This window comes from Paenarthrobacter sp., assembly GCF_031180005.1.
Classification (GTDB): domain Bacteria; phylum Actinomycetota; class Actinomycetes; order Actinomycetales; family Micrococcaceae; genus Arthrobacter.
Map to the genome: position 1 here is coordinate 87,380 of NZ_JAPSHI010000013.1, position 19,211 is coordinate 106,590.

General features: G+C 61.1%; 18 protein-coding genes. 14 read left to right on the forward strand and 4 right to left on the reverse strand.

Going from position 1 to position 19,211, the window contains the following annotated elements:
• The first annotated feature begins 20 nt into the window (after positions 1-20).
• From RIF72_RS11490 to RIF72_RS11550, 13 genes are all read left to right on the forward strand, one after another.
• Positions 21-224, forward strand: coding sequence for a ubiquitin-like protein Pup (locus tag RIF72_RS11490; RefSeq protein ID WP_017200952.1), 204 nt, complete (start codon positions 21-23; stop codon positions 222-224).
• A 79-nt stretch (positions 225-303) separates the two neighbouring features.
• The gene (gene prcB, locus RIF72_RS11495; RefSeq protein ID WP_309075019.1) at positions 304-1,113 is read left to right on the forward strand and encodes a proteasome subunit beta; all 810 of its coding nucleotides are present in this window, start codon (positions 304-306) and stop codon (positions 1,111-1,113) included.
• A gap of 1 nt (position 1,114) precedes the next feature.
• A complete protein-coding gene (gene prcA / locus RIF72_RS11500) occupies positions 1,115-1,822 on the forward strand; it encodes a proteasome subunit alpha (RefSeq protein ID WP_309075020.1) in 708 nt (235 codons plus the stop codon).
• 1 nt (position 1,823) lies between these two features.
• Positions 1,824-3,188, forward strand: a complete 1,365-nt coding sequence (gene pafA, locus RIF72_RS11505) for a Pup--protein ligase (protein WP_091470747.1) — start codon at positions 1,824-1,826, stop codon at positions 3,186-3,188.
• 129 nt (positions 3,189-3,317) lie between these two features.
• Positions 3,318-4,244: an FKBP-type peptidyl-prolyl cis-trans isomerase gene (locus tag RIF72_RS11510; RefSeq protein ID WP_309075021.1), complete on the forward strand. Its 927-nt coding sequence runs from the start codon at positions 3,318-3,320 to the stop codon at positions 4,242-4,244.
• An 87-nt stretch (positions 4,245-4,331) separates the two neighbouring features.
• Positions 4,332-4,727 (forward strand): FKBP-type peptidyl-prolyl cis-trans isomerase, encoded by a 396-nt coding sequence (locus RIF72_RS11515; RefSeq protein WP_309075022.1) that lies wholly within the window; start codon positions 4,332-4,334, stop codon positions 4,725-4,727.
• 95 nt (positions 4,728-4,822) lie between these two features.
• Positions 4,823-6,841 carry a WYL domain-containing protein gene (locus tag RIF72_RS11520; RefSeq protein ID WP_309075023.1) on the forward strand — a complete coding sequence of 673 codons (2,019 nt, stop codon included), beginning with the start codon at positions 4,823-4,825 and terminating at the stop codon, positions 6,839-6,841.
• Positions 6,842-6,850: 9 nt separating this feature from the next.
• Positions 6,851-7,201: a hypothetical protein gene (locus RIF72_RS11525; RefSeq protein WP_309075024.1), complete on the forward strand. Its 351-nt coding sequence runs from the start codon at positions 6,851-6,853 to the stop codon at positions 7,199-7,201.
• Positions 7,202-7,237: 36 nt separating this feature from the next.
• Complete coding sequence (tatA, locus tag RIF72_RS11530) at positions 7,238-7,507, forward strand: Sec-independent protein translocase subunit TatA (protein WP_309075025.1); 270 nt, start codon at positions 7,238-7,240, stop codon at positions 7,505-7,507.
• Positions 7,508-7,513: 6 nt separating this feature from the next.
• Entirely contained in the window at positions 7,514-8,350 is an 837-nt protein-coding gene (gene tatC, locus RIF72_RS11535) for a twin-arginine translocase subunit TatC (RefSeq protein WP_309075026.1), read from the forward strand.
• Positions 8,351-8,374: 24 nt separating this feature from the next.
• Positions 8,375-11,350: a DEAD/DEAH box helicase gene (locus RIF72_RS11540; RefSeq protein WP_309075027.1), complete on the forward strand. Its 2,976-nt coding sequence runs from the start codon at positions 8,375-8,377 to the stop codon at positions 11,348-11,350.
• A 49-nt stretch (positions 11,351-11,399) separates the two neighbouring features.
• Positions 11,400-13,058 (forward strand): amidohydrolase family protein, encoded by a 1,659-nt coding sequence (locus tag RIF72_RS11545; protein ID WP_309075028.1) that lies wholly within the window; start codon positions 11,400-11,402, stop codon positions 13,056-13,058.
• A gap of 167 nt (positions 13,059-13,225) precedes the next feature.
• Positions 13,226-13,969 (forward strand): polyprenol monophosphomannose synthase, encoded by a 744-nt coding sequence (locus RIF72_RS11550; RefSeq protein ID WP_091470758.1) that lies wholly within the window; start codon positions 13,226-13,228, stop codon positions 13,967-13,969.
• Positions 13,970-14,052: 83 nt separating this feature from the next.
• Here the strand turns inward: RIF72_RS11550 and RIF72_RS11555 are convergent, their stop codons facing one another.
• The 4 genes from RIF72_RS11555 to RIF72_RS11570 all read right to left on the reverse strand — a co-directional run bounded on the left by RIF72_RS11555 (position 14,053) and on the right by RIF72_RS11570 (position 17,111).
• On the reverse strand, positions 14,053-14,400 hold the full coding sequence (locus RIF72_RS11555; RefSeq protein WP_011774875.1) for an RNA polymerase-binding protein RbpA: 348 nt from the start codon (positions 14,398-14,400) through the stop codon (positions 14,053-14,055).
• Between the two features lie 256 nt (positions 14,401-14,656).
• On the reverse strand, positions 14,657-15,634 hold the full coding sequence (locus RIF72_RS11560) for an SPFH domain-containing protein (protein WP_309075029.1): 978 nt from the start codon (positions 15,632-15,634) through the stop codon (positions 14,657-14,659).
• Positions 15,635-15,726: 92 nt separating this feature from the next.
• Positions 15,727-16,188, reverse strand: a complete 462-nt coding sequence (locus RIF72_RS11565) for an NfeD family protein (protein ID WP_043471323.1) — start codon at positions 16,186-16,188, stop codon at positions 15,727-15,729.
• An 80-nt stretch (positions 16,189-16,268) separates the two neighbouring features.
• Positions 16,269-17,111, reverse strand: coding sequence for a methyltransferase domain-containing protein (locus tag RIF72_RS11570; RefSeq protein WP_309075030.1), 843 nt, complete (start codon positions 17,109-17,111; stop codon positions 16,269-16,271).
• 68 nt (positions 17,112-17,179) lie between these two features.
• On the opposite strand from RIF72_RS11570, the gene RIF72_RS11575 reads away from it, so the two are divergent.
• Positions 17,180-19,201, forward strand: a complete 2,022-nt coding sequence (locus tag RIF72_RS11575) for a S9 family peptidase (RefSeq protein ID WP_309075031.1) — start codon at positions 17,180-17,182, stop codon at positions 19,199-19,201.
• Positions 19,202-19,211: the final 10 nt, after the last annotated feature.

Genomic DNA, 19,211 nt, shown 5'->3' on the forward strand with positions numbered 1-19,211 from the left:
TGACAGTAGGGAGAAAGAAAATGGCAGCACAGGAGCAGCAACAACCGCAGTCACGGGACACCGAGACTGAAGTCGACGTACCGGAGGCACCACCGGCAGCACCCGAGGCACAGGCTTCGGAAGCAACGCAAGGTGTGGATGACCTCCTCGATGAAATCGACGGTGTTCTCGAATCGAACGCTGAAGAGTTCGTCCGGGCGTTTGTCCAAAAGGGCGGCCAGTAGGCGGACCCGTCAGAGGATGTACTGCCCGGCCGGTGTGAGGCCGCCGGGCATCGGAATGCAGAGTCGAAGGAGTGCAGCAATGCAGGACCCATCAACCGGCCCCCTGGCCACCCAGGCAACGTCTTCTTTCACGGAGCATCTTCAACGCTCGCGTCCCGAACTCCTTCCGTTCAATCAATCGCTACCAGCCGGCACGGTCCCGTCCTCGCCGCACGCCACCACGATCGTGGCCTTGACCTACGCCGGTGGCGTGCTCATGGCCGGGGATCGCCGCGCCACCATGGGCAACATTATTGCCAGCCGGCACATCGAGAAGGTTTTTCCGGCTGACGAGTATTCAGTCCTTGGCATTGCAGGGACTGCCGGCTTGGCGATCGATATCACACGCCTTTTCCAAGTGGAACTGGAGCACTACGAAAAAATCGAAGGCACGCTCCTCAGCCTCGTCGGCAAGGCCAATCGCCTGGGCGCCATGATCCGGGGAAACCTTCCCATGGCGATGCAGGGGATGGCAGTCATTCCACTGTTTGCAGGTTTCGACCACGTCTCCGGTGTGGGCCGCTTGTTCTCCTACGACGTCACAGGCGGACGCTACGAAGAGCAGGAGCATCACTCCGTCGGTTCGGGCTCCGTATTCGCGCGTGGCGCCCTCAAGAAACTGTGGAAGCCGAACTTGTCGGAAGAGAACGCCGTGGCAGTGGCTGTTGAGGCCCTCTACGACGCCGCCGATGACGACTCCGCCACCGGCGGCCCTGACCCCGTCAGGCAACTGTGGCCTGTGGTGTATACCGTCGACCGTTCCGGCAACCGGCGCGTTCCTGAACGGGAGCTGGCCGCGATAGCCGGCGCCATTGTCGAGTCGCGGGCCGCCGCGGGACGGGAGGCCTGAGATGACACAGCAGTTCTATGTCTCTCCCGAACAGCTGATGAAGGACCGTGCGGACTTCGCGCGGAAGGGCATCGCCCGCGGACGTTCCGTGGTGGTTATCAGTTGCGCCGACGGCATCGCATTGATCGCCGAAAACCCTTCACCCTCGTTGCATAAAATCGGCGAGATCTACGACAAAATCGCCTTCGCGGCGGTGGGCAAGTACAACGAATTTGAAAGCCTCAGGCAAGCGGGCGTCCGTTACGCGGATGTGCGTGGCTATTCCTATGATCGCGAGGACGTGACGGCGCGCGGGCTGGCCAGCGTTTATGCTCAGAGCCTCGGAGCTGTGTTCACGGCCGAGCAGAAGCCATTCGAAGTGGAGTTGGCCGTAGCCGAGGTCGGCTCTACCCAGGAACGTGACCACCTGTACCGCCTCACCTTCGATGGATCAATCGCCGACGAGAACGGCTTCGTTGTCATGGGCGGGCTTGCAGACCAAATTTCCGATGTCGTCAGCGGGGCGTGGGAGGCGGACCTCAGTTTGGCGGGGGCCATGCAGTTGGCACTTCGTGCCTTGGCCACGAATAAGGAAGTGGAAGAACTGCCCGCTACCGCCGTCGAAGCCGCCGTGCTGTACCGCGATTCGGAAAGCAACCGCGGATCCCGCAGGGCGTTCCGGCGGCTCTTGCCGGACGACATGACCCGGTTGCTCACAGAGGAGAGCTGAGATGGATAAACGGATATTTGGCATCGAAACGGAATTCGGAATCTCCTACTCCAGTCCGGATTCACGTCCGCTGGCTCCTGAGGAAGTTGCCCGATACTTGTTCCGTAAGGTCGTCAGTTGGGGTAGGTCCTCCAACGTCTTCCTCACCAACGGTTCACGGCTCTACCTGGATGTGGGTTCCCACCCGGAGTACGCCACGGCCGAGTGCGACGACCTTGCCCAGCTCATCGCCCATGACCGGGCTGGCGAACTTATCCTGGACGACCTCGTCGATGAGGCCCAGGCAAGGCTCGCGGCAGAAGGCTTCAATGGCACGGTTTACCTCTTCAAGAACAACACTGATTCTGCTGGAAACTCCTACGGCAGCCATGAAAATTACCTCATACCGCGGCGGGGGGAGTTCTCCCGCCTGGCCGAGATCCTGATTCCCTTCCTGGTGACACGGCAGCTGATCGCCGGCGCCGGCAAGGTATTGAAGACCCCGCATGGTGCTACGTTCGCTTTCTCCCAGCGCGCCGACCATATCTGGGAAGGCGTGTCCTCGGCCACCACCCGGTCCAGACCCATCATCAACACCCGCGATGAGCCGCATGCGGACGCGGAGTTCTACCGCCGCCTCCACGTGATCGTAGGCGACTCCAACATGTCTGAGACGTCCGCGCTGCTCAAGGTCGGCACTGTGGACCTCATCCTCCGCATGATCGAGGCAGGCGTCATCATGCGGGACATGCGCATGGAGAACCCCATCCGCAGCATCCGCGAAATTTCCCACGACCTTACGGGCCGCGCATTGGTTCGTTTGGCCAATGGACGGCAACTCACGGCCCTTGATATTCAGCGGGAGTACCTCAACAAGGTGACAGACTTCGTGGCCACGAACGGCGCGCACAACGCCCACGTACCACTCATCCTGGACTTGTGGGAGCGGACGTTGAATGCCATTGAGAGCGGCGACACAAGCACCATCGACACCGAAGTGGATTGGGCTATCAAGAAAAAGCTCATGGACGGCTACATGCGCCGTCATGACCTCAGCCTGGATTCACCTCGTATTGCCCAATTGGACCTCACGTACCACGACATTTCGCGGCAACGCGGCATCTTCTTCCTCCTGCAGGCGCGCGGAGCAGCACGCAGGCTGGTCACGGAAACCGACGTCAAAGATGCCGTGGACGCACCACCTCAGACGACTCGCGCAAAGCTTCGGGGGGACTTTGTACGGAGAGCGCAGGAGCTTGGCCGCGATTACACAGTCGACTGGGTGCACCTGAAACTCAACGACCGCGCCCACCAAACGATCCTGTGCAAGGATCCTTTCCGGAGCGTGGACGAACGAGTGGATGCGCTCCTGGACTCAATGGGCTGACGGGCTCTATAAGCTGGCTCCCAGCTTCACGGGCTATTCTGGATAGTGGTCTCTTCCCGAGATACACCTTGCTCGGATGTGCTAAGCGCCTTTCCGAGTTTCCCTTTGCCCCGACGAAAGTGTCTTTTTGTGCGCCGACTCCTAGCAATTCTCCTTCCCGCCCTGTTTCTCATTACCGCCTGCGGTGGGGAAAGCACGCCGGCCGCCGAGCCCACCAGCAAGTCCGTTGGTGACGTCTCCAAGCTTGACTCCCTGAAGGTAACGGACAACGGCAACGACAAAGCGCCCGGCATTGAATTCTCCAAGCCCTTGGCTGTGACGGGACCCACCGTTGACGTCGTGAGTGAAGGTGATGGGGAGCGCGTGAAAACGGGCCAAACTGCCGAGTTGGCCTACATTGCAGTGGATGGCACTGATGGCAAAACACTTGAGGACGGCTACGCAAACGGACCCCAACCGATCGAACTGACGGACCAGGTGAAGACCGATAACGAGCTGATCTACAACGCCGTCATCGGTGCAAAGGTGGGAAGCCACATTGCCATCGCTGCGCCAGGTAACTCCTCCGGTTCCACTCCGGCGTCCACGCAGCTGGTGGTATTCAAGATCGTCTCCGCCAAGGATGCAGCTCCGGTGCTCGAAAAGCCGGAGGGCGAAACTGTGACCCCGCCTGCCGGTCTTCCCACCGTGACGGAAGACGACAAGGGCATTCCGCAGCTCTCAGTTGACGGGGTTTCAGCTCCCAAGGAACTCATTTCCCAGGATCTCATCAAGGGAACCGGTGCCGCCGTCAAGGCATCGGACACCCTGACGGTCAACTATGTGGGAGTCACCCTTGCGGGCGGAACCAAGTTCGATTCCAGCTACGACCGTGGAGAACCCGCCAGCTTCCCGCTGACGGGTGTCATCAAGGGTTGGACACAGGGCCTTGAAGGCAAGACCGTTGGCTCCCGGGTTCTCCTTGTTATTCCGCAGGACCTCGCCTATGGCGAGGCCGGACAAGGTGAAGCCAAGGGCGACCTCGTATTCGTCGTGGACATCCTCGGCGTCAAGTAACTTGGCCTGAGACTTCGACAAGACAGGCAGGCGCTGGCTTAGGCTGGTTCCTGACATCCATCCGTTCCCCAATAATTAGGAGCAACCATGTCATTTGGTCAGCGTGACTTCGACCGCACCAAGCCCGAAATCGACTTCCCTGAAGGCGACGTCCCCACGGACCTCGTCATCACGGACCTCATTGAGGGCTCCGGCCCCGAGGCCAAGGCAGGCGACACTGTGTCCACCCACTACGTCGGCGTTGCCTGGTCCACTGGCGAAGAATTCGACGCTTCCTGGGGCCGTGGCGCCCCGCTGGACTTCCGCGTCGGCGTCGGCCAGGTCATCCAGGGCTGGGATCAGGGCCTGCTGGGCATGAAGGTAGGCGGCCGCCGTCGCCTGGAGATCCCCTCGGAGCTCGCCTACGGCTCACGTGGCGCTGGTGGAGCAATCAAGCCCAACGAGGCTTTGATCTTCGTAGTCGACCTCGTGGCTGTCCGCTAGGATTCTGGCTGTTCGCAAGGCGCGTTACCTTCCGGTTTTGCCGGTCGGTGACGCGCCTTGCTGCTTTCCCGCTGGTTTTTAGTAACGTAGCAACCGTGTCCGCATCCCGCACTGAACGTCTCCTGAACCTTCTCCTTGCTTTGCTCAATACCAAAGTGGGCCTTCCGCGTGCCGTGCTGCGCGACAAGGTCTACCACGATTCGGCGGATAATGACGTGGCCTTTGGACGTATGTTCGAACGCGACAAAGTGGATCTGAAGCAGTTTGGCTTCGAAATTGAGACCTTGATGGACCCGCGCAACTTCGGTGCGGACGACCCCGCCTCGACGCGCTACCGTATCGGCAAGGACTCCAATCGGCTTCCTGACGTGAGCCTGACGACTGCAGAGAGTACGGTGCTTTTGCTGGCGGCCCAGTTATGGGAACGGGCTGCTTTGGGAACAGCGGCGGCTAACGCCGTTCGCAAGCTGCAGGCCGCAGGAGGCTTCACGGACGTTGACCTGCCTGCCGGCGTCCAACCCAGGATCAAACCAGCCGGACAAGCCTTCGACGACGTCGTTGCGGCCATGCATGGCCGGCATCCTGTCCGCTTCGGCTACCTCGCGGTCAGTACCGGACGGGAAGAGGTCCGCGAAGTCGAGCCATGGGGCTTGGGCAGCCGCTTCGGTCAGTGGTACCTCGCGGGCCGGGATCGGGGGAGAGGGGCCAAAAGGCTCTTCAGGCTCTCACGGATGACCACAGCAGTAAGCGTTGTAACCACGAGCACTTTCCAACCACCGGAGGGCTTCAGTGCCCGGGCGGAGTTGGACGCACTCAATGAGCTGCCCGTCCAACAAGCCACACTGGACGTCGATGAGGACAAACTGCTTGCCTTGCGCAAAAGGGCCGTGTCCGTCGAGGCAGCCCCTGGTGCAATCAGTCGTGACCGCATCACGGTGGAGTTCCGGGATCCTGAGCAGCTGGCAGAGGAGCTGGCCTCCTACGGCCCCCACGTCAAAGTGGTGGGGCCCACAGAGCTGCGTTCCGCCGTCGTACGCCGCCTCAAAGCTGCCGCAAACTTTGATGACGCTCCACCCGTATCCATTGAATTTCCCGCAGCCGGCCGTGCACCCCGCACGCGCAAGCGCACCTCTGAAGACCAACTCGCCAGGATGCTGCAACTAGTTCCTTTCCTGGTTCACCACCAAGGTTTGCACATCCAGCAGGTGGCCGATCATTTTGGCATCAGCCGCAAGGCGCTGATCGATGACCTGAAGATCCTTATCTGTTCGGGGCTGCCGGAGGGGTACCCTGACGATCTGCTGGACATCCAATGGGAGAACGATCACGTCTACATCTCCGAACACCTTGATTTGAACCGTCCTGTGCGTTTCAGCGAAGACGAAGCGGCTGCGTTGCTGACCGGCTTGGCCATGCTGGGCGATCTGCCGGCACTGGCGGGGATGCTTGAGGATGAGTCGGGAAGCGCCCTGGAATCCGTCACCATCAAGCTGACAGGCGCTGCCGGACAAGCTGCACGATTGGCCGGCTCAGTCTCCGGTCAGTCGGTGGCGCCGGAACAGTCACAAGCTTTCGCCGCAATAACCCGCGCAATCCGTGAGGGGCAGCAACTGCGACTCAGGTACTTCTCACTGCAACGCGACGAAGTGACCGAGCGGGACGTTGACCCCCTCCGACTCTACTCACTGGACAATACCTGGTACTTCGAGGCGTACTGCCACAGCAAGGCGGGTATCAGGAACTTCCGGCTGGACAGGGTGGAAGCGCTGGAAACAAACGGCCGCGCCGTGTCCATGCCGGCAACGGGCGGGCAGGACTTTCCGGCCCGACTGTTCACGCCCAGCGACGATGACGTGCTGGTGGTTCTTCAGCTGACCCGTCAGGCAGCCGGACTCGCTGACGACTACTACGCCGAGCGAACCGCTCAACTGCCCGACGGCGGCCTGCTCGCCGAAGTCCGGTTCGGCAATGCAGAGTGGCTGCCGATGTTCGTTTCACAGCATGGAGGCACCGTTCGGATCCTCGATCCCGGGCACCTGCGGCAGGAAAGCCGCGCTTGGGTCGACGCGGCCTTGGCGCAGTACAACTCACCTTCCGGCTCGAAGGCTGGCTAGACTACTCAGATGCCATGGTGGTTTTGGATCCTGTTGTGGATCGCGCTTATAGCCCTTTCGTTGCTCCTTCACCTGACTTTGGGCTATCGCCTGTACAAGAAATTCATGTCAACTGTTCATGAATTGGGTGCCGCGGGTAAACGTTTCAGCAACCTGACTCCCGCCCAAGAAACCTCTGACGTTGAAACCGCCGAATCTCAGCCCGCGCCGGGGTCCGCAGTTTTTGCCTCACCGGAACAGATGCGTCATGATTACCTGACGGCCAAAGCCTTCCGTCAGGAAGTTCGTCGGCAACGACGCATCAAGCGCAAAGCCGAGCGGGGTCAACCCCAATCCCTGCACGACATTGAATTCAGATAGACGTAGGATGTATCCAAAAGGAAAGGACCTCCCCACATGAGGCTCGAAGGCTGGCATCTCATCATCATCATCGTCCTGGCTCTGGTGCTCTTTGCAGCGCCGAAGCTGCCGTCCATGGCGCGCAGCATTGGGCAGTCGATGCGTATTTTCAAGTCTGAAGTCCGGGAAATGAAGAAGGATGGTTCTTCCGAAGCCAAGGACTCCCAGGAAGCTTCCGACGCCGTGGAAGGCAAAGTAGTGGGCCACCCGGACGCCAAGGCCAAGAACAACGGCGAGACTGACGTACCGCCCTCCAACCGCGTCTAAAGAGAAGTGGTAGAGACGAAGGGGCGCAAGGCCAACCCCGAAGCCCGGATGGCGCTCCTGGATCACCTCAAGGAGCTGCGAAACCGGCTCTTCAAGGCTGCAATCGGCGTCATCCTGGGAACAGTGGTGGGCTTCATCGTCTACCAGCCTCTCCTGGAAGCACTGATCAAGCCGATCAAGGACCTCAACGAAAAAGAGGGACGCGCTGCCACGCTGAACTTTGATGGCGTCGCCAGTTCGTTCGACCTCATGGTGCAGGTGTCGGTTTTTCTTGGCGTGATCCTGTCAAGCCCGGTCTGGATTTACCAACTGTGGGCCTTCATCGTTCCAGGTCTCCACAAAAAGGAACGGCGCTTGGCATTGTCCTTCGTGGCGGCCGCCGTACCCCTTTTCATCGGCGGCGTCCTGCTTGCCTGGTTGGTGTTGCCCAATGCGGTTCGCGTCCTGACCGACTTCACTCCGGTGGGCGGTTCAAACTTCATCAGCGCCGAAATTTATTTGGCCTTTGTCCTCCGACTCCTGTTGGCTTTCGGCATCGCCTTCCTCGTCCCCGTGGTCCTTGTGGGATTGAATCTCGCAGGAATTGTGAAGGGCAAGCAGCTCATCAAGAGTTGGCGAATCACCATCTTCCTGGTGTGCCTGTTCGCTGCAATGGCCGCTCCCGGCGCTGACGCCATGAGCATGTTCTACCTCGCAGCTCCCATGCTGCTCCTGTTCTTCGCGGCGATCGGTATCTGCGTCCTGAATGACCGCCGCCGTGAGCGCCGCGCCATCAAGCGGGCGGCTGAGACTGAGGCCACTGCAGACATCGCAACCCCGGCCACCGATCTGGAGAATCTCTAGACGTTGGGCCACTAGGCTTGATGCATGTCCTCCATTTCCGGGTCTTCATCTCCATCAGACCGTTACCAGGCGGCAGCCCAGCGGGCAGCTGAGTCGAAAACGTATCTGGGCGCCTTCGCGCGTTCCCTGGACTTTGAACTGGACGACTTCCAACGTGAGGCGTGCAGGTCTCTCCAGGAAGGCCGGGGCGTTCTGGTGGCAGCCCCAACAGGCGCTGGTAAGACGATCGTGGGTGAGTTCGCGATCTACCTGGCCTTGGAGCGTGGGCTCAAGGCGTTTTACACCACGCCCATCAAGGCCTTGAGCAACCAGAAGTACTCGGAGTTGGCAGCAAAATACGGGTCAGCGAACGTTGGCTTGCTGACGGGTGACACCACTATCAACGGCGATGCTCCGGTGGTGGTTATGACAACCGAAGTTCTTAGGAACATGCTTTACGCCGACTCCGAGACACTTGGCGATCTTGGGTTCGTGGTGATGGACGAAGTTCATTACCTGGCCGACCGCTTCCGCGGCGCCGTGTGGGAAGAAGTCATCATCCACCTGCCCAGCGAAGTGCAGGTTGCCTCACTGAGTGCCACGGTTTCCAACGCGGAAGAATTCGGCGCGTGGCTGGATACAGTGAGGGGAGATACTGACGTCATCGTCTCCGAACACCGCCCAGTCCCGCTGTGGCAGCACGTCATGGTAGGCCGGGAAATAGTGGATCTCTTTGCCGGCGACACAACGTTCGACGAAATTGCGCCCCAGGCCCCCGGAGCACAGGAAACCGAAGCCCCGGATCTTTCCGAAGCGGACGAGGTCCTGGCCGAGCCGGCAACCACCAACCACCGGCGCGCCTCAGCCAAGCGCTCCACGGCAGAAACGGTCCGCCAAGCAGTCACCGGCCCTGAGTTCGAGGTCAATCCGGACCTGTTGGCCATGGCCCGCTCCGAGAGCCGGATGAACATGAACGGACGATTCGGCCATGGCGGTCGGAGTCGGCGTCGTCAGGACCGATACCGCGATGAGCGGCAGCAGTCCGAGCAGCGCAGTCCCGTGCGGAAAGCCAGCCGCCCCCAGGTCATTGAGAGCCTCAGGCGCCAGGATCTCCTGCCCGCCATCACCTTTATTTTCTCCAGGGCAGGTTGTGACGCTGCGGTAGCGCAGTGTGCATCATCGGGACTTTGGCTGACCACCGAACGTGAGCAGCAAATCATTGCCCAGCGCGTGGACGAGGCGAGCCACGAGATTCCAGCGGACGACCTCGACGTCCTCGGATTCTGGGCTTGGCGGGACGGTCTGATCAGGGGCTTTGCTGCCCACCATGCAGGCATGCTTCCCACGTTCAAGGAAGTAGTGGAGAAGCTCTTTGCCGACGGCCTGGTCAAGGCAGTCTTCGCCACTGAAACACTCGCCCTTGGCGTCAATATGCCCGCACGCTGCGTAGTGCTTGAAAAGCTGGAAAAGTTCAATGGCGAAGCGCACGTCAACATCACGGCGGGGGAGTACACCCAACTCACCGGTCGCGCCGGGCGCCGTGGCATCGACGTCGAAGGCCATGCCGTGGTGCTGTGGCAGCCGGGAACGGATCCGGCGGCCGTAGCTGGTCTTGCCTCACGCCGCACCTACCCCCTGAACTCCAGTTTCAGGCCTACGTACAACATGAGCATCAATCTGATTGCCCAATTCGGACGCGTTAGGGCCCGCGAAATCCTTGAATCGTCGTTCGCCCAATTTCAAGCTGACCGTTCCGTCGTAGGCCTTGCCCGGCAGGTGCGGGGTCGCGAAGAATCGCTGGCGGGCTACGCCAAATCCATGCAGTGCCACCTGGGTGACTTCACTGAGTACTCAAAGCTCCGGCGTGAGCTCAGCGATGCCGAGAATTTCGCCGCCCGCGACCACCAGCGGGCCCGTAAATCCCACGTATCGGATTCCCTGGCCCGCCTTATCCCCGGTGACGTAATCAGCATCTACAGCGGCCGGCTGGCAGGACATGCCGTTGTGCTGGAGGTGGACCGCAATGCCCGGGAACCAAGACCCTCGGTCCTCACCTCTGATAACCAATTGCGACGCATCGGTGTCCACGACCTCGACGGTCCGGTGTCGCCAGTGACGCGTATCCGTATTCCGAAGTCCTTCAATGCGAAGGTCCCCAAATCCCGCCGGGACCTCGCTTCGTCGATGCGGCACGCCATCAGTGAGGACGCACCCCACAGCCGTCGCAACAGCAGACACGAAGACTTTGGCCTCGGGGCGCGCCTTCCGGATCAGGAGAAGAAGATCGCGGACCTTCGGCGAGCACTGCGGGCTCATCCGTGCCATGGCTGCAGCGAACGCGAAGACCATGCTCGGTGGTCGGAGCGTTGGTGGAAGTTACGCAGGGACACCGATGGACTGGTCCGGCAGATCCAGAGCAGGACGAACACCATTGCCAAGACTTTTGACCGCGTCTGTGATGTTCTGTCGGTCTACGGTTACCTGGAAACCAGCGACGCCGGACTTGTCACCATCAGTGCCGACGGGCAGCGGCTTCGTCGGATTTACGGTGAAAAGGATTTGCTCATTTCCCAGACTGTTCGGCGCGGTGCCATCAACGACCTCGACGCCGCCGAACTGGCCTCGCTTGCCAGCACCCTGGTTTACCAAGCCAAACGGGAAGACCGCGGCCTGCGGCCCAGAATGCCCAGCGTTGCCCTGGAATCAGCCATAGACATCGTCATCCGCGAATGGTCCCAGCTGGAGGATACCGAAGAACGCAACAGGTTGCCTTTGACCGGCGAACCGGAACTTGGTCTGATGTGGCCCATGTACAAGTGGGCCAAGGGACGCCATCTTCAGGACGTGCTCAGCGGAACTGACCTCGCTGCCGGGGACTTTGTCCGCTGGGCCAAGCAAGTGGTGGACCTCCTTGACCAGCTGGCCAAGATCCCTCAACTCGACCCACGCTCGGCCCGTATTTGCCGCGAATCCATCGACTTGGTTCGCCGCGGCGTCGTGGCCTACTCCACAGTGGCTTAGCGCCGCCCTACTCTCATTGAAAGTTTTCAACGCTCGAGGAGCACAACGCATGAACCAGCCAGGCGTAGCAGCCGGCCAAGACCGCACCGCGAACGACCGCAAGGTCACGATGTACCGCAACGGTTCGATCTATACCGCCGCAGATCCTTTTGCCACGGCCCTGGTGATGGACGGCGATACCGTGGCTTGGGTCGGGTCCGAACAGGCTGCCACCTCAATAGCTGACTCGTCCATGGAGGTCATCGACCTCCGCGGAGCACTCCTGGCACCAGGTTTCGTAGACTCCCATGCACACCTGACGGAGACAGGCCTTGCCCTGTCCGGCCTGCAACTCACCGGGGTGCGTTCAGCCACGGAACTGCTCGACGCCGTTGCCTCCTCCAGCGGCACAGGTGCAGTCCTGGGTCACGGTTGGGATGAAACGACGTGGCAGGATCCCACGCTCCCTACCTTGGAGGAAATTGAAAGGGCGTCTGCCGGGCGGGCTGTCTACCTGTCACGCATCGACGTCCACTCCGCCTTGGTTTCGTCGTCGTTGGCCGCGGCCGCAGGGCTGGACGGCCTCGATGGTTTCTCCGGAGCCGCCCGCGTTGTTCGTGCGGCACATACGGCCGCCCGGCTGACTGCACGGAAGTTCCCGGAACACGAACGGCGCGGATACCAGGAATCGGCCCTGCAGGAGGCGGCGTCCCAAGGGTATGTAGCCTTGGCCGAGATGTCCGCACCTCACATTTGCGGGTCCGAAGACCTGCGAATGGCCGCCTCCTGGAACGAGGACGTGAACCGGCCTGAGGTGCTTCCCTACTGGGGCGAGCTGGCGACGTCGGAGGAGCACGCGCGGTCAATTCTGGACAAACTTGATACGCGGGTCGTGGGCCTTGCCGGTGACCTCAACATTGACGGTTCAATCGGCTCCCGCACAGCGGCCCTCGTGGACGACTATTCCGATGCACCGGGCCAACGCGGCAGTTTGTACCTGTCAGTGGACGACGCCACCAAACATCTTGTGGCCACGTCTCTTCTGGGAGTCCAGGCTGGCTTTCATGTCATAGGTGACGCTGGCCTCGGGGCAGTGCTGGACGCATTGGACGCAGCGGCCGCAGAGGTGGGGGAGCAGCGCATCCGGGCAGCCGGCCATAGGCTTGAACACGTAGAGATGGCTGACCAGGCCGCCATCGAACGGCTGGCCAAGTACTCCGTGTCGGTCAGTGTGCAGCCCGGCTTCGATGCCGCATGGGGTCAACCGGGTGGGCTCTACGAACAGCGGTTGGGTGGGCGCAGCCAAACGATGAACCCCTTCGCTTCCTTCTACGCCAGCGGCGTCCCTATCGCCTTCGGCAGTGACAGCCCTGTCACCCCTCTCCGCCCGTGGTCGAGCGTGCGTGCCTGCCTGGAGCACAGCAACCCGGAGCAAAGAATCTCGGCTCGTGCCGCCTTCTTGGGCCACACGCGTGCAGGGTGGCGGGCCACCAAACACCGGAACCCCCTGATGGGCCAATTGGTCCCCGGCGCACCTGCCAGTTTCGCTGTGTGGGAAGTGGACGAACTGATGGTCCAGGTGGCTGATAGCCGCGTACAGTCGTGGAGCACTGATCCTCGGGCACGGACACCCCTTTTGCCTGCCCTGGACACGGGCAGCGACCCCCGATGCCTTCAGACAGTACGCGAGGGCCACGAGTTGTTCGCCCACGAGTCGCTGAGGGCGTGAAACTCGTAGGCCTCACCATCGACGTCCCGCACTACCCTCATCGTGTGTCCCGGGCCACAACCGCCAAACGAATCCTATCCGGCGTCCTATAATGGAGAGTTGCGCCAGAACGCCAGCCGCCAGGCTGCTCCGGCACACTGACCGCTCCATCAAGGAAAGGCCTCTTCTTGCGTGTCCTGACGATCATTCCCACCTACAACGAGCTGGAATCGCTCCCCGTGACATTGGGACGGCTGCGCGCAGCGGTACCCGACTCCGATGTCCTGGTGGTCGACGACAACAGCCCTGACGGCACGGGAAAGCTGGCCGACGGCTTCGCCGCGGAGGACAGCCAGGTGCACGTCCTGCATCGTAAGGGCAAGGAAGGCCTGGGGGCCGCCTACATCGCCGGCTTCAAGTGGGGACTGGCCGCAGGCTATGACGTCCTGGTTGAAATGGACGCCGACGGTTCTCATAAGCCGGAGCAACTGCCGCTTCTTCTCGACGCCGTCAAGGAGGGAGCAGACCTCGCCATGGGATCCCGGTGGGTCCCCGGTGGCAGTGTGGTTAACTGGCCGCTCTACCGCCAGGCAATCTCCCGCATTGGCAGCACCTACGCCCGCATCATGCTGGGCGTCAAGATCAAGGACGTCACCGGAGGCTACCGGGCGTTCCGCCGGAGCACGCTCGAGGCGCTCAACTTGGACGAAGTCGAGTCGGTTGGCTACGGCTTCCAGGTTGACCTCGCATGGCGCGTGGCAAAACTTGGCCTCCGCATCGAGGAGCGCCCCATTACATTCGTCGAACGTGAGCTCGGGGCATCGAAGATGAGCGGCAACATCGTGGTGGAAGCCATGATCAACGTCACCAAATGGGGACTGGCAGCACGTTGGGAAAAGCTCACCCGCAAGTCACCCGCAGTGGCCAAGTAGCTCGACACTTTTACAGGCAGAAAGGCCGGGTCCGGTTCCCATAAGGAACCGGACCCGGCCTTTATCTTTGGATCTGTCACCCGCTATGCGGAGCGGCGTTCTCCACGGCGCTCACGCAGGATGTTCAGCCGATCCTCAAGGATCTGCTCCAGCTCGGGGAGGCTGCGGCGCTCCAAGAGCATGTCCCAGTGGGTGCGGACGGCTTTCTCGTTGGCGTCCACAGGTCGCTCACCATCAACCAGCAGTGCTTCCTTGCCGGTCTTGGAAACCCATACGGGGGGAATTTCGGCTTCGGAGGAGAAGGTCACGAAGACCTGCTCGCCATCCTCGCAACGGTACTCGACCCGCTGGCGCGGTGCCGGTTCAACGCCGGATTCTGTTTCCATGCTTTGGGCGCCAAGACGCATACCCCGCAGGCTGCGATCGCTCATGATTACTCCCTCTGTCTGTTCGCGGAGCAGGAACTCCGCGCTAGCCGTAAGCCGTTTTCACGATCCTTACGGACTACTTCTGCACACCTTGCATCACTAATTGCAACGCCTGGCCAAGCTTTAATGTTCCATCCACGCTGAACCAGCCGGACAAATATCCCATTATACGCGGTTCAACGCCCACTACTCAAAAGGGACCAACAAACAACGAACGGCCAGCCGAAGGGGCTGACCGCTCGTAGCGCTGAAACTCTGGTTACTCGGCGGGTCTTGCGTGCTCTGCGGACGTGGTGGGCGCCGGCACCTTGGCTTCACCGTTGTCGCCGAAGAGGCCAACGGGGGAGTCCCCGTTATTACCTCCAAGGGCGCCGCCGATGCCCTTAAGTGCCTCGCCGACCTCACTTGGAATGATCCAGAGCTTGTTCGAGCTTCCCTCGGCGATCTTGGGAAGTGTCTGCAAGTACTGGTAGGCAAGGAGCTTCTGGTCCGGGTTGCCCTTGTGAATGGCATCGAAGACCTTCTGGATGGCTTGAGCTTCACCATCTGCCCTGAGGATGGCCGCCTTCGCGTCACCTTCAGCCGCGAGGATGGCTGCCTGCCGTTGACCTTCGGCGGTAAGAATCTGCGACTGCTTGGTGCCTTCAGCGGTCAGGATGGCTGCACGGCGATCCCGTTCAGCGCGCATCTGCTTTTCCATCGAGTCCTGAATGGAGTGGGGCGGATCAATCGCCTTCAGCTCCACGCGGGAAACGCGGATTCCCCAACGGCCCGTAGCTTCGTCCAAGACTCCGCGCAGCTGGCCGTTGATCTGGTCGCGGGAGGTGAGTGCTTCTTCGAGGTTGAGCCCGCCCACCACGTTACGAAGCGTGGTGGTGGTCAACTGCTCCACGGCCTGGATGTAGTTGGCGATCTCGTAGGTTGCCGCCCTCGGATCGGTAACTTGGAAGTAGACAACGGTGTCAATCGAAACAACCAGGTTGTCCTCGGTGATGACCGGCTGAGGCGGGAACGACACCACCTGTTCACGCAGGTCGAGCAACGGCAGCAGCCGGTCGACGAACGGGATCAGGATGGTTAGTCCCGGGTTGAGCGTCCGCTGGTACTTGCCGAGGCGTTCAACGACGCCGGCACGTGCCTGCGGGATGATCCTCACCGAACGGACCAACACGATGATGACAAAAATGACGAGAACAATCAGCACAATTGCCGCTGCTGTTCCTCCTAAGCCGTCCATACATCTCCTTCATTCCCCAATTGCGTGGTTTGATGCGGCTGGACCCGGGCAGGCTGCCCGGGTCGGCAACCATTGAAATTCAAGGGCGCGCCTTAGCGCGGGCTGTTCTCGGCAGGCGAGGCTACTACCGCCGTCGCACCGTCGATCCTGGTGACCTGGACTGTAGAACCGGCGTCCAGAACACCAGCGGTGCTGCGGGCGCTCCACACGTCGCCGCCGATCTTCACCAATCCACTGGTTCCGCTCACGGCTTCGATAACGAGTGCGGACTGACCGATGAGCCGGTCGATATTACTGCGCTGTTCCGCCGGTCCCTTGTGAAGGTGCTTCATTGCTACGGGCCGGACAAAGACAATCATCAGGAGAGAGACCACTGAGAAGATCACGATTTGGAGCCAGAAATCGGCTCCCGCGAAGTCGGCGATCAGCCCGGCAAGGGCACCGCCGCCCAGCATGATGAAGAAGAGGTCGAGGGTAAGCATCTCCACCACTGCGAACGCGAGGAAGACCGTGAGCCAGAGGGCCCACCAATTCTCGCCGAGCCATTCAAACATCATTTCCCCCTTGGTCCCGGATCCCGCGAGCGGGATCACAGTCACTGTCCCTCCATCCTAGCCCGACGTCCCTTCCCATGTCAGGAGACGGCGAATTCGCTGATCCGGAACTTCGCTGTGGTTGCCACGGAACCTTCCAAGGATGCCAATTCGGCCAACTCTTCACGATCCAGATGGTGCCCGGCCGGACCCATATAGGCCAGGTCAGCTACCTCCTGACCAGTCAGCATCAAGGGAAGATCCAGGCTTTGGCTGGTGCCTGAGTCAAAATAGCCCTTCATGGATTCTGCCAACCGATCTTCTTTGCCCTCTTGAATGCCGAGCATCCCGGTTCGGGCTGCAATCTCAGCAAGGTGGCCTGGCATGGGCGTCACAACGATCAACGAGCCGCCTGGCCGCAGCACCCGGGCAAACTCGGCGGGGTTCCGCGGGGCAAAGACCACCGTTACCACGTCGGCGGTGTTGTCCTCCATGGGTAACGGACGCCAAATGTCCCAAACAAGATTGGCGGCCTCCGGATTGAGCCGGGCGGCGCGCCTCAGGGCGAATTTGGAAATGTCCACGCCGACTCCCGTAGCCCCTGACATCTGAAGGACCGCATGCAGGTAGTGCCCGGTGCCGGTGCCTGCGTCCAGAACCAGCGCGTCGGAACGTTGAAGGGACCCGGCGGCTGCTTGGGCAAGGGCTTGGGATAGTCCGGAGTAATGACCGGCGTCCAGGAACCTGTGCCGGGCTGCCACCATCTCCGCCGAGTCGGCTTCGAAGACCGTGCCTTTGCCCGTCAGCAGGTTGAAGTAACCCTGTTTAGCGGCGTCGAACAGGTGCCCGGCCTCACAAGCGAGAGTCCGTTGCTGGCCTTCCCTGAGCTGGAACGTCCCTTGGCAAACAGGACAGCGGAGGGCAGCAACAGCGTGGGACAACATGGCTTCAATCCTACGGCGGACGGAGTGTCAGGTGCCGGGTGCTGAACCGCCGGGCTAGGCTCACCAACGTGAAACCCGAGCAATTGCACCTGCTGAACACTGTGTCCGCCCCGGCAATCCACCCCGACGGCAGCAAGGCGGTGGTCTCCGTCGTGAGGCCGGACTTTGATGCTGACAGCTACGTAGGCCAGCTGTGGAGCGTTCCTTTGGACACCACCAAGTTTCCGCGACGCATCACGCGCGGCTTCCGGGACAGCTCTCCTGCTTTCTCTCCCGACGGGCTGGTTTTGGCGTTCCTCAGGAACGACCCGGACGGCAAACCACAGCTATTCGTCGTGGAGGCCGCAGGCGGCGAGCCACAACGGATCACGGATCAGCAGGCCGGCGTGGGTGGGTTCGTGTGGGCGCCGGATTCCCACCGAATCGCGTTCGAGGCCCGCGCGCCGGAACAAGGCCGCTACGGCACGGTGGATGGCGTCACATCGGGCGGTGAAGATGCCCGACTCATCACCACCAACCAATACAGGATGAATGGCGTCGGATACACCGCAGACCAGCGTCAGCAGCTGTTTGTGGTTGAAGTCCCGGAGTTGGGCGGGGAACCATTCGTTGTTCCGCGCGGGAGGGCCGCTCACGAACAGCCGACTCGGACGGTTACGGGGGTTCCGACTGCACGGCAGGTCACGTTTGGCGACTCGGACCACGAATCGCCGTGCTTTTCAGCCGACGGCTCCCACCTGTACTTCGTTGCTGCCCTTCATGAAGGAAACGACGACGACCTCGTCACCTCCGTCTATCGGGTCGGCGCCGGCGGCGGCCAGCCGACCGTCGTCGAACCTTCCAACAAGAAGTTGCAGACCGTCACTGCTGTCCGTACCTCCACGGACGGCCGTCGGCTGTTCTACGTGGCCCAGGATCTGGGGGACACCGGCAAGGACTTTGTGGCTCGGAATTCTGTTCTGTACGTCATTCCCATCGAGGGGGGAGAGTCGGTGGCGTTGACTGACGTGGAACATCTGGACGTGTCGGGACCGCTGGAACCCAACGGTCCAGCAAGTGTACTGGTGCTGAACACGGCGTTGGGAAGTGTCGAACTGCTGGACGTCACTGCGCAAGGCGAAATCACACCGCTGATCCATGGTGCGCGGGTAGTTTTCGGGGCAACAGTCGCCGCAAACGGGGAAATTGCCGTGAGTTTCTCCGATTCCTCAACGGTGGGAGATGTCGCGTCACTGGAACGGGGAGAGATCCGCCTCCTCACGGATTTCTCCGCCGCCCTGCGCAACAACACACGTGTAACTGAACCCTTGGACTTCGACGCTGAATCCGCCGACGGACACCCGATTCATGGTTGGGTGGTATTGCCTGATGGCCCGGGGCCACACCCGGTACTGCTCACCATCCATGGCGGCCCATTCTCCCAGTACACCAGCGCGTTCTTCGACGAAGCGCAGGTTTACGCCGCTGCAGGGTATGCCGTTGTCATGTGCAATCCACGAGGGTCGTCCGGCTACGGCCAATCCCATGGGCGCGCCATCAAGGAACGCATGGGTACGCTGGATATGCAGGACGTTCTTGCCTTCCTCGACTCAGCATTGGCCTCTTTTGACGCCCTGGATAAAGACCGGGTGGGGATCATGGGTGGTTCCTATGGTGGTTATCTCACCGCCTGGACCATCGCCCACGAGCATAGGTTCAAGGGTGCGATTGTGGAGCGCGGCTTCCTGGACCCTGTCAGCTTTTTGGGTTCCGCTGACATCGGTTGGTTCTTCGGGGCTGAATACATTGGAGGAACACCGGAGCAGATGACCGCGCAAAGTCCCATGGCGGTGGTTTCGCATGTCGGCACACCGACCCTGGTGATTCACAGCGAAAACGATCTACGGTGCCCCATCGAACAGGGGCAGCGGTACTACGCACACTTGAAGGCCCAGGGCGTGGACACTTCCCTGCTGATCTTCCCCGGGGAAGACCACGAGTTGTCAAGGTCCGGGACGCCTCACCACCGGAAGCAGCGCTTTGATCACATCCTTCGTTGGTGGGCGCAGTACCTTCCAACGGATGCCAATCGCTTCGAGGACCAGCCGTAGCCGTACTCGC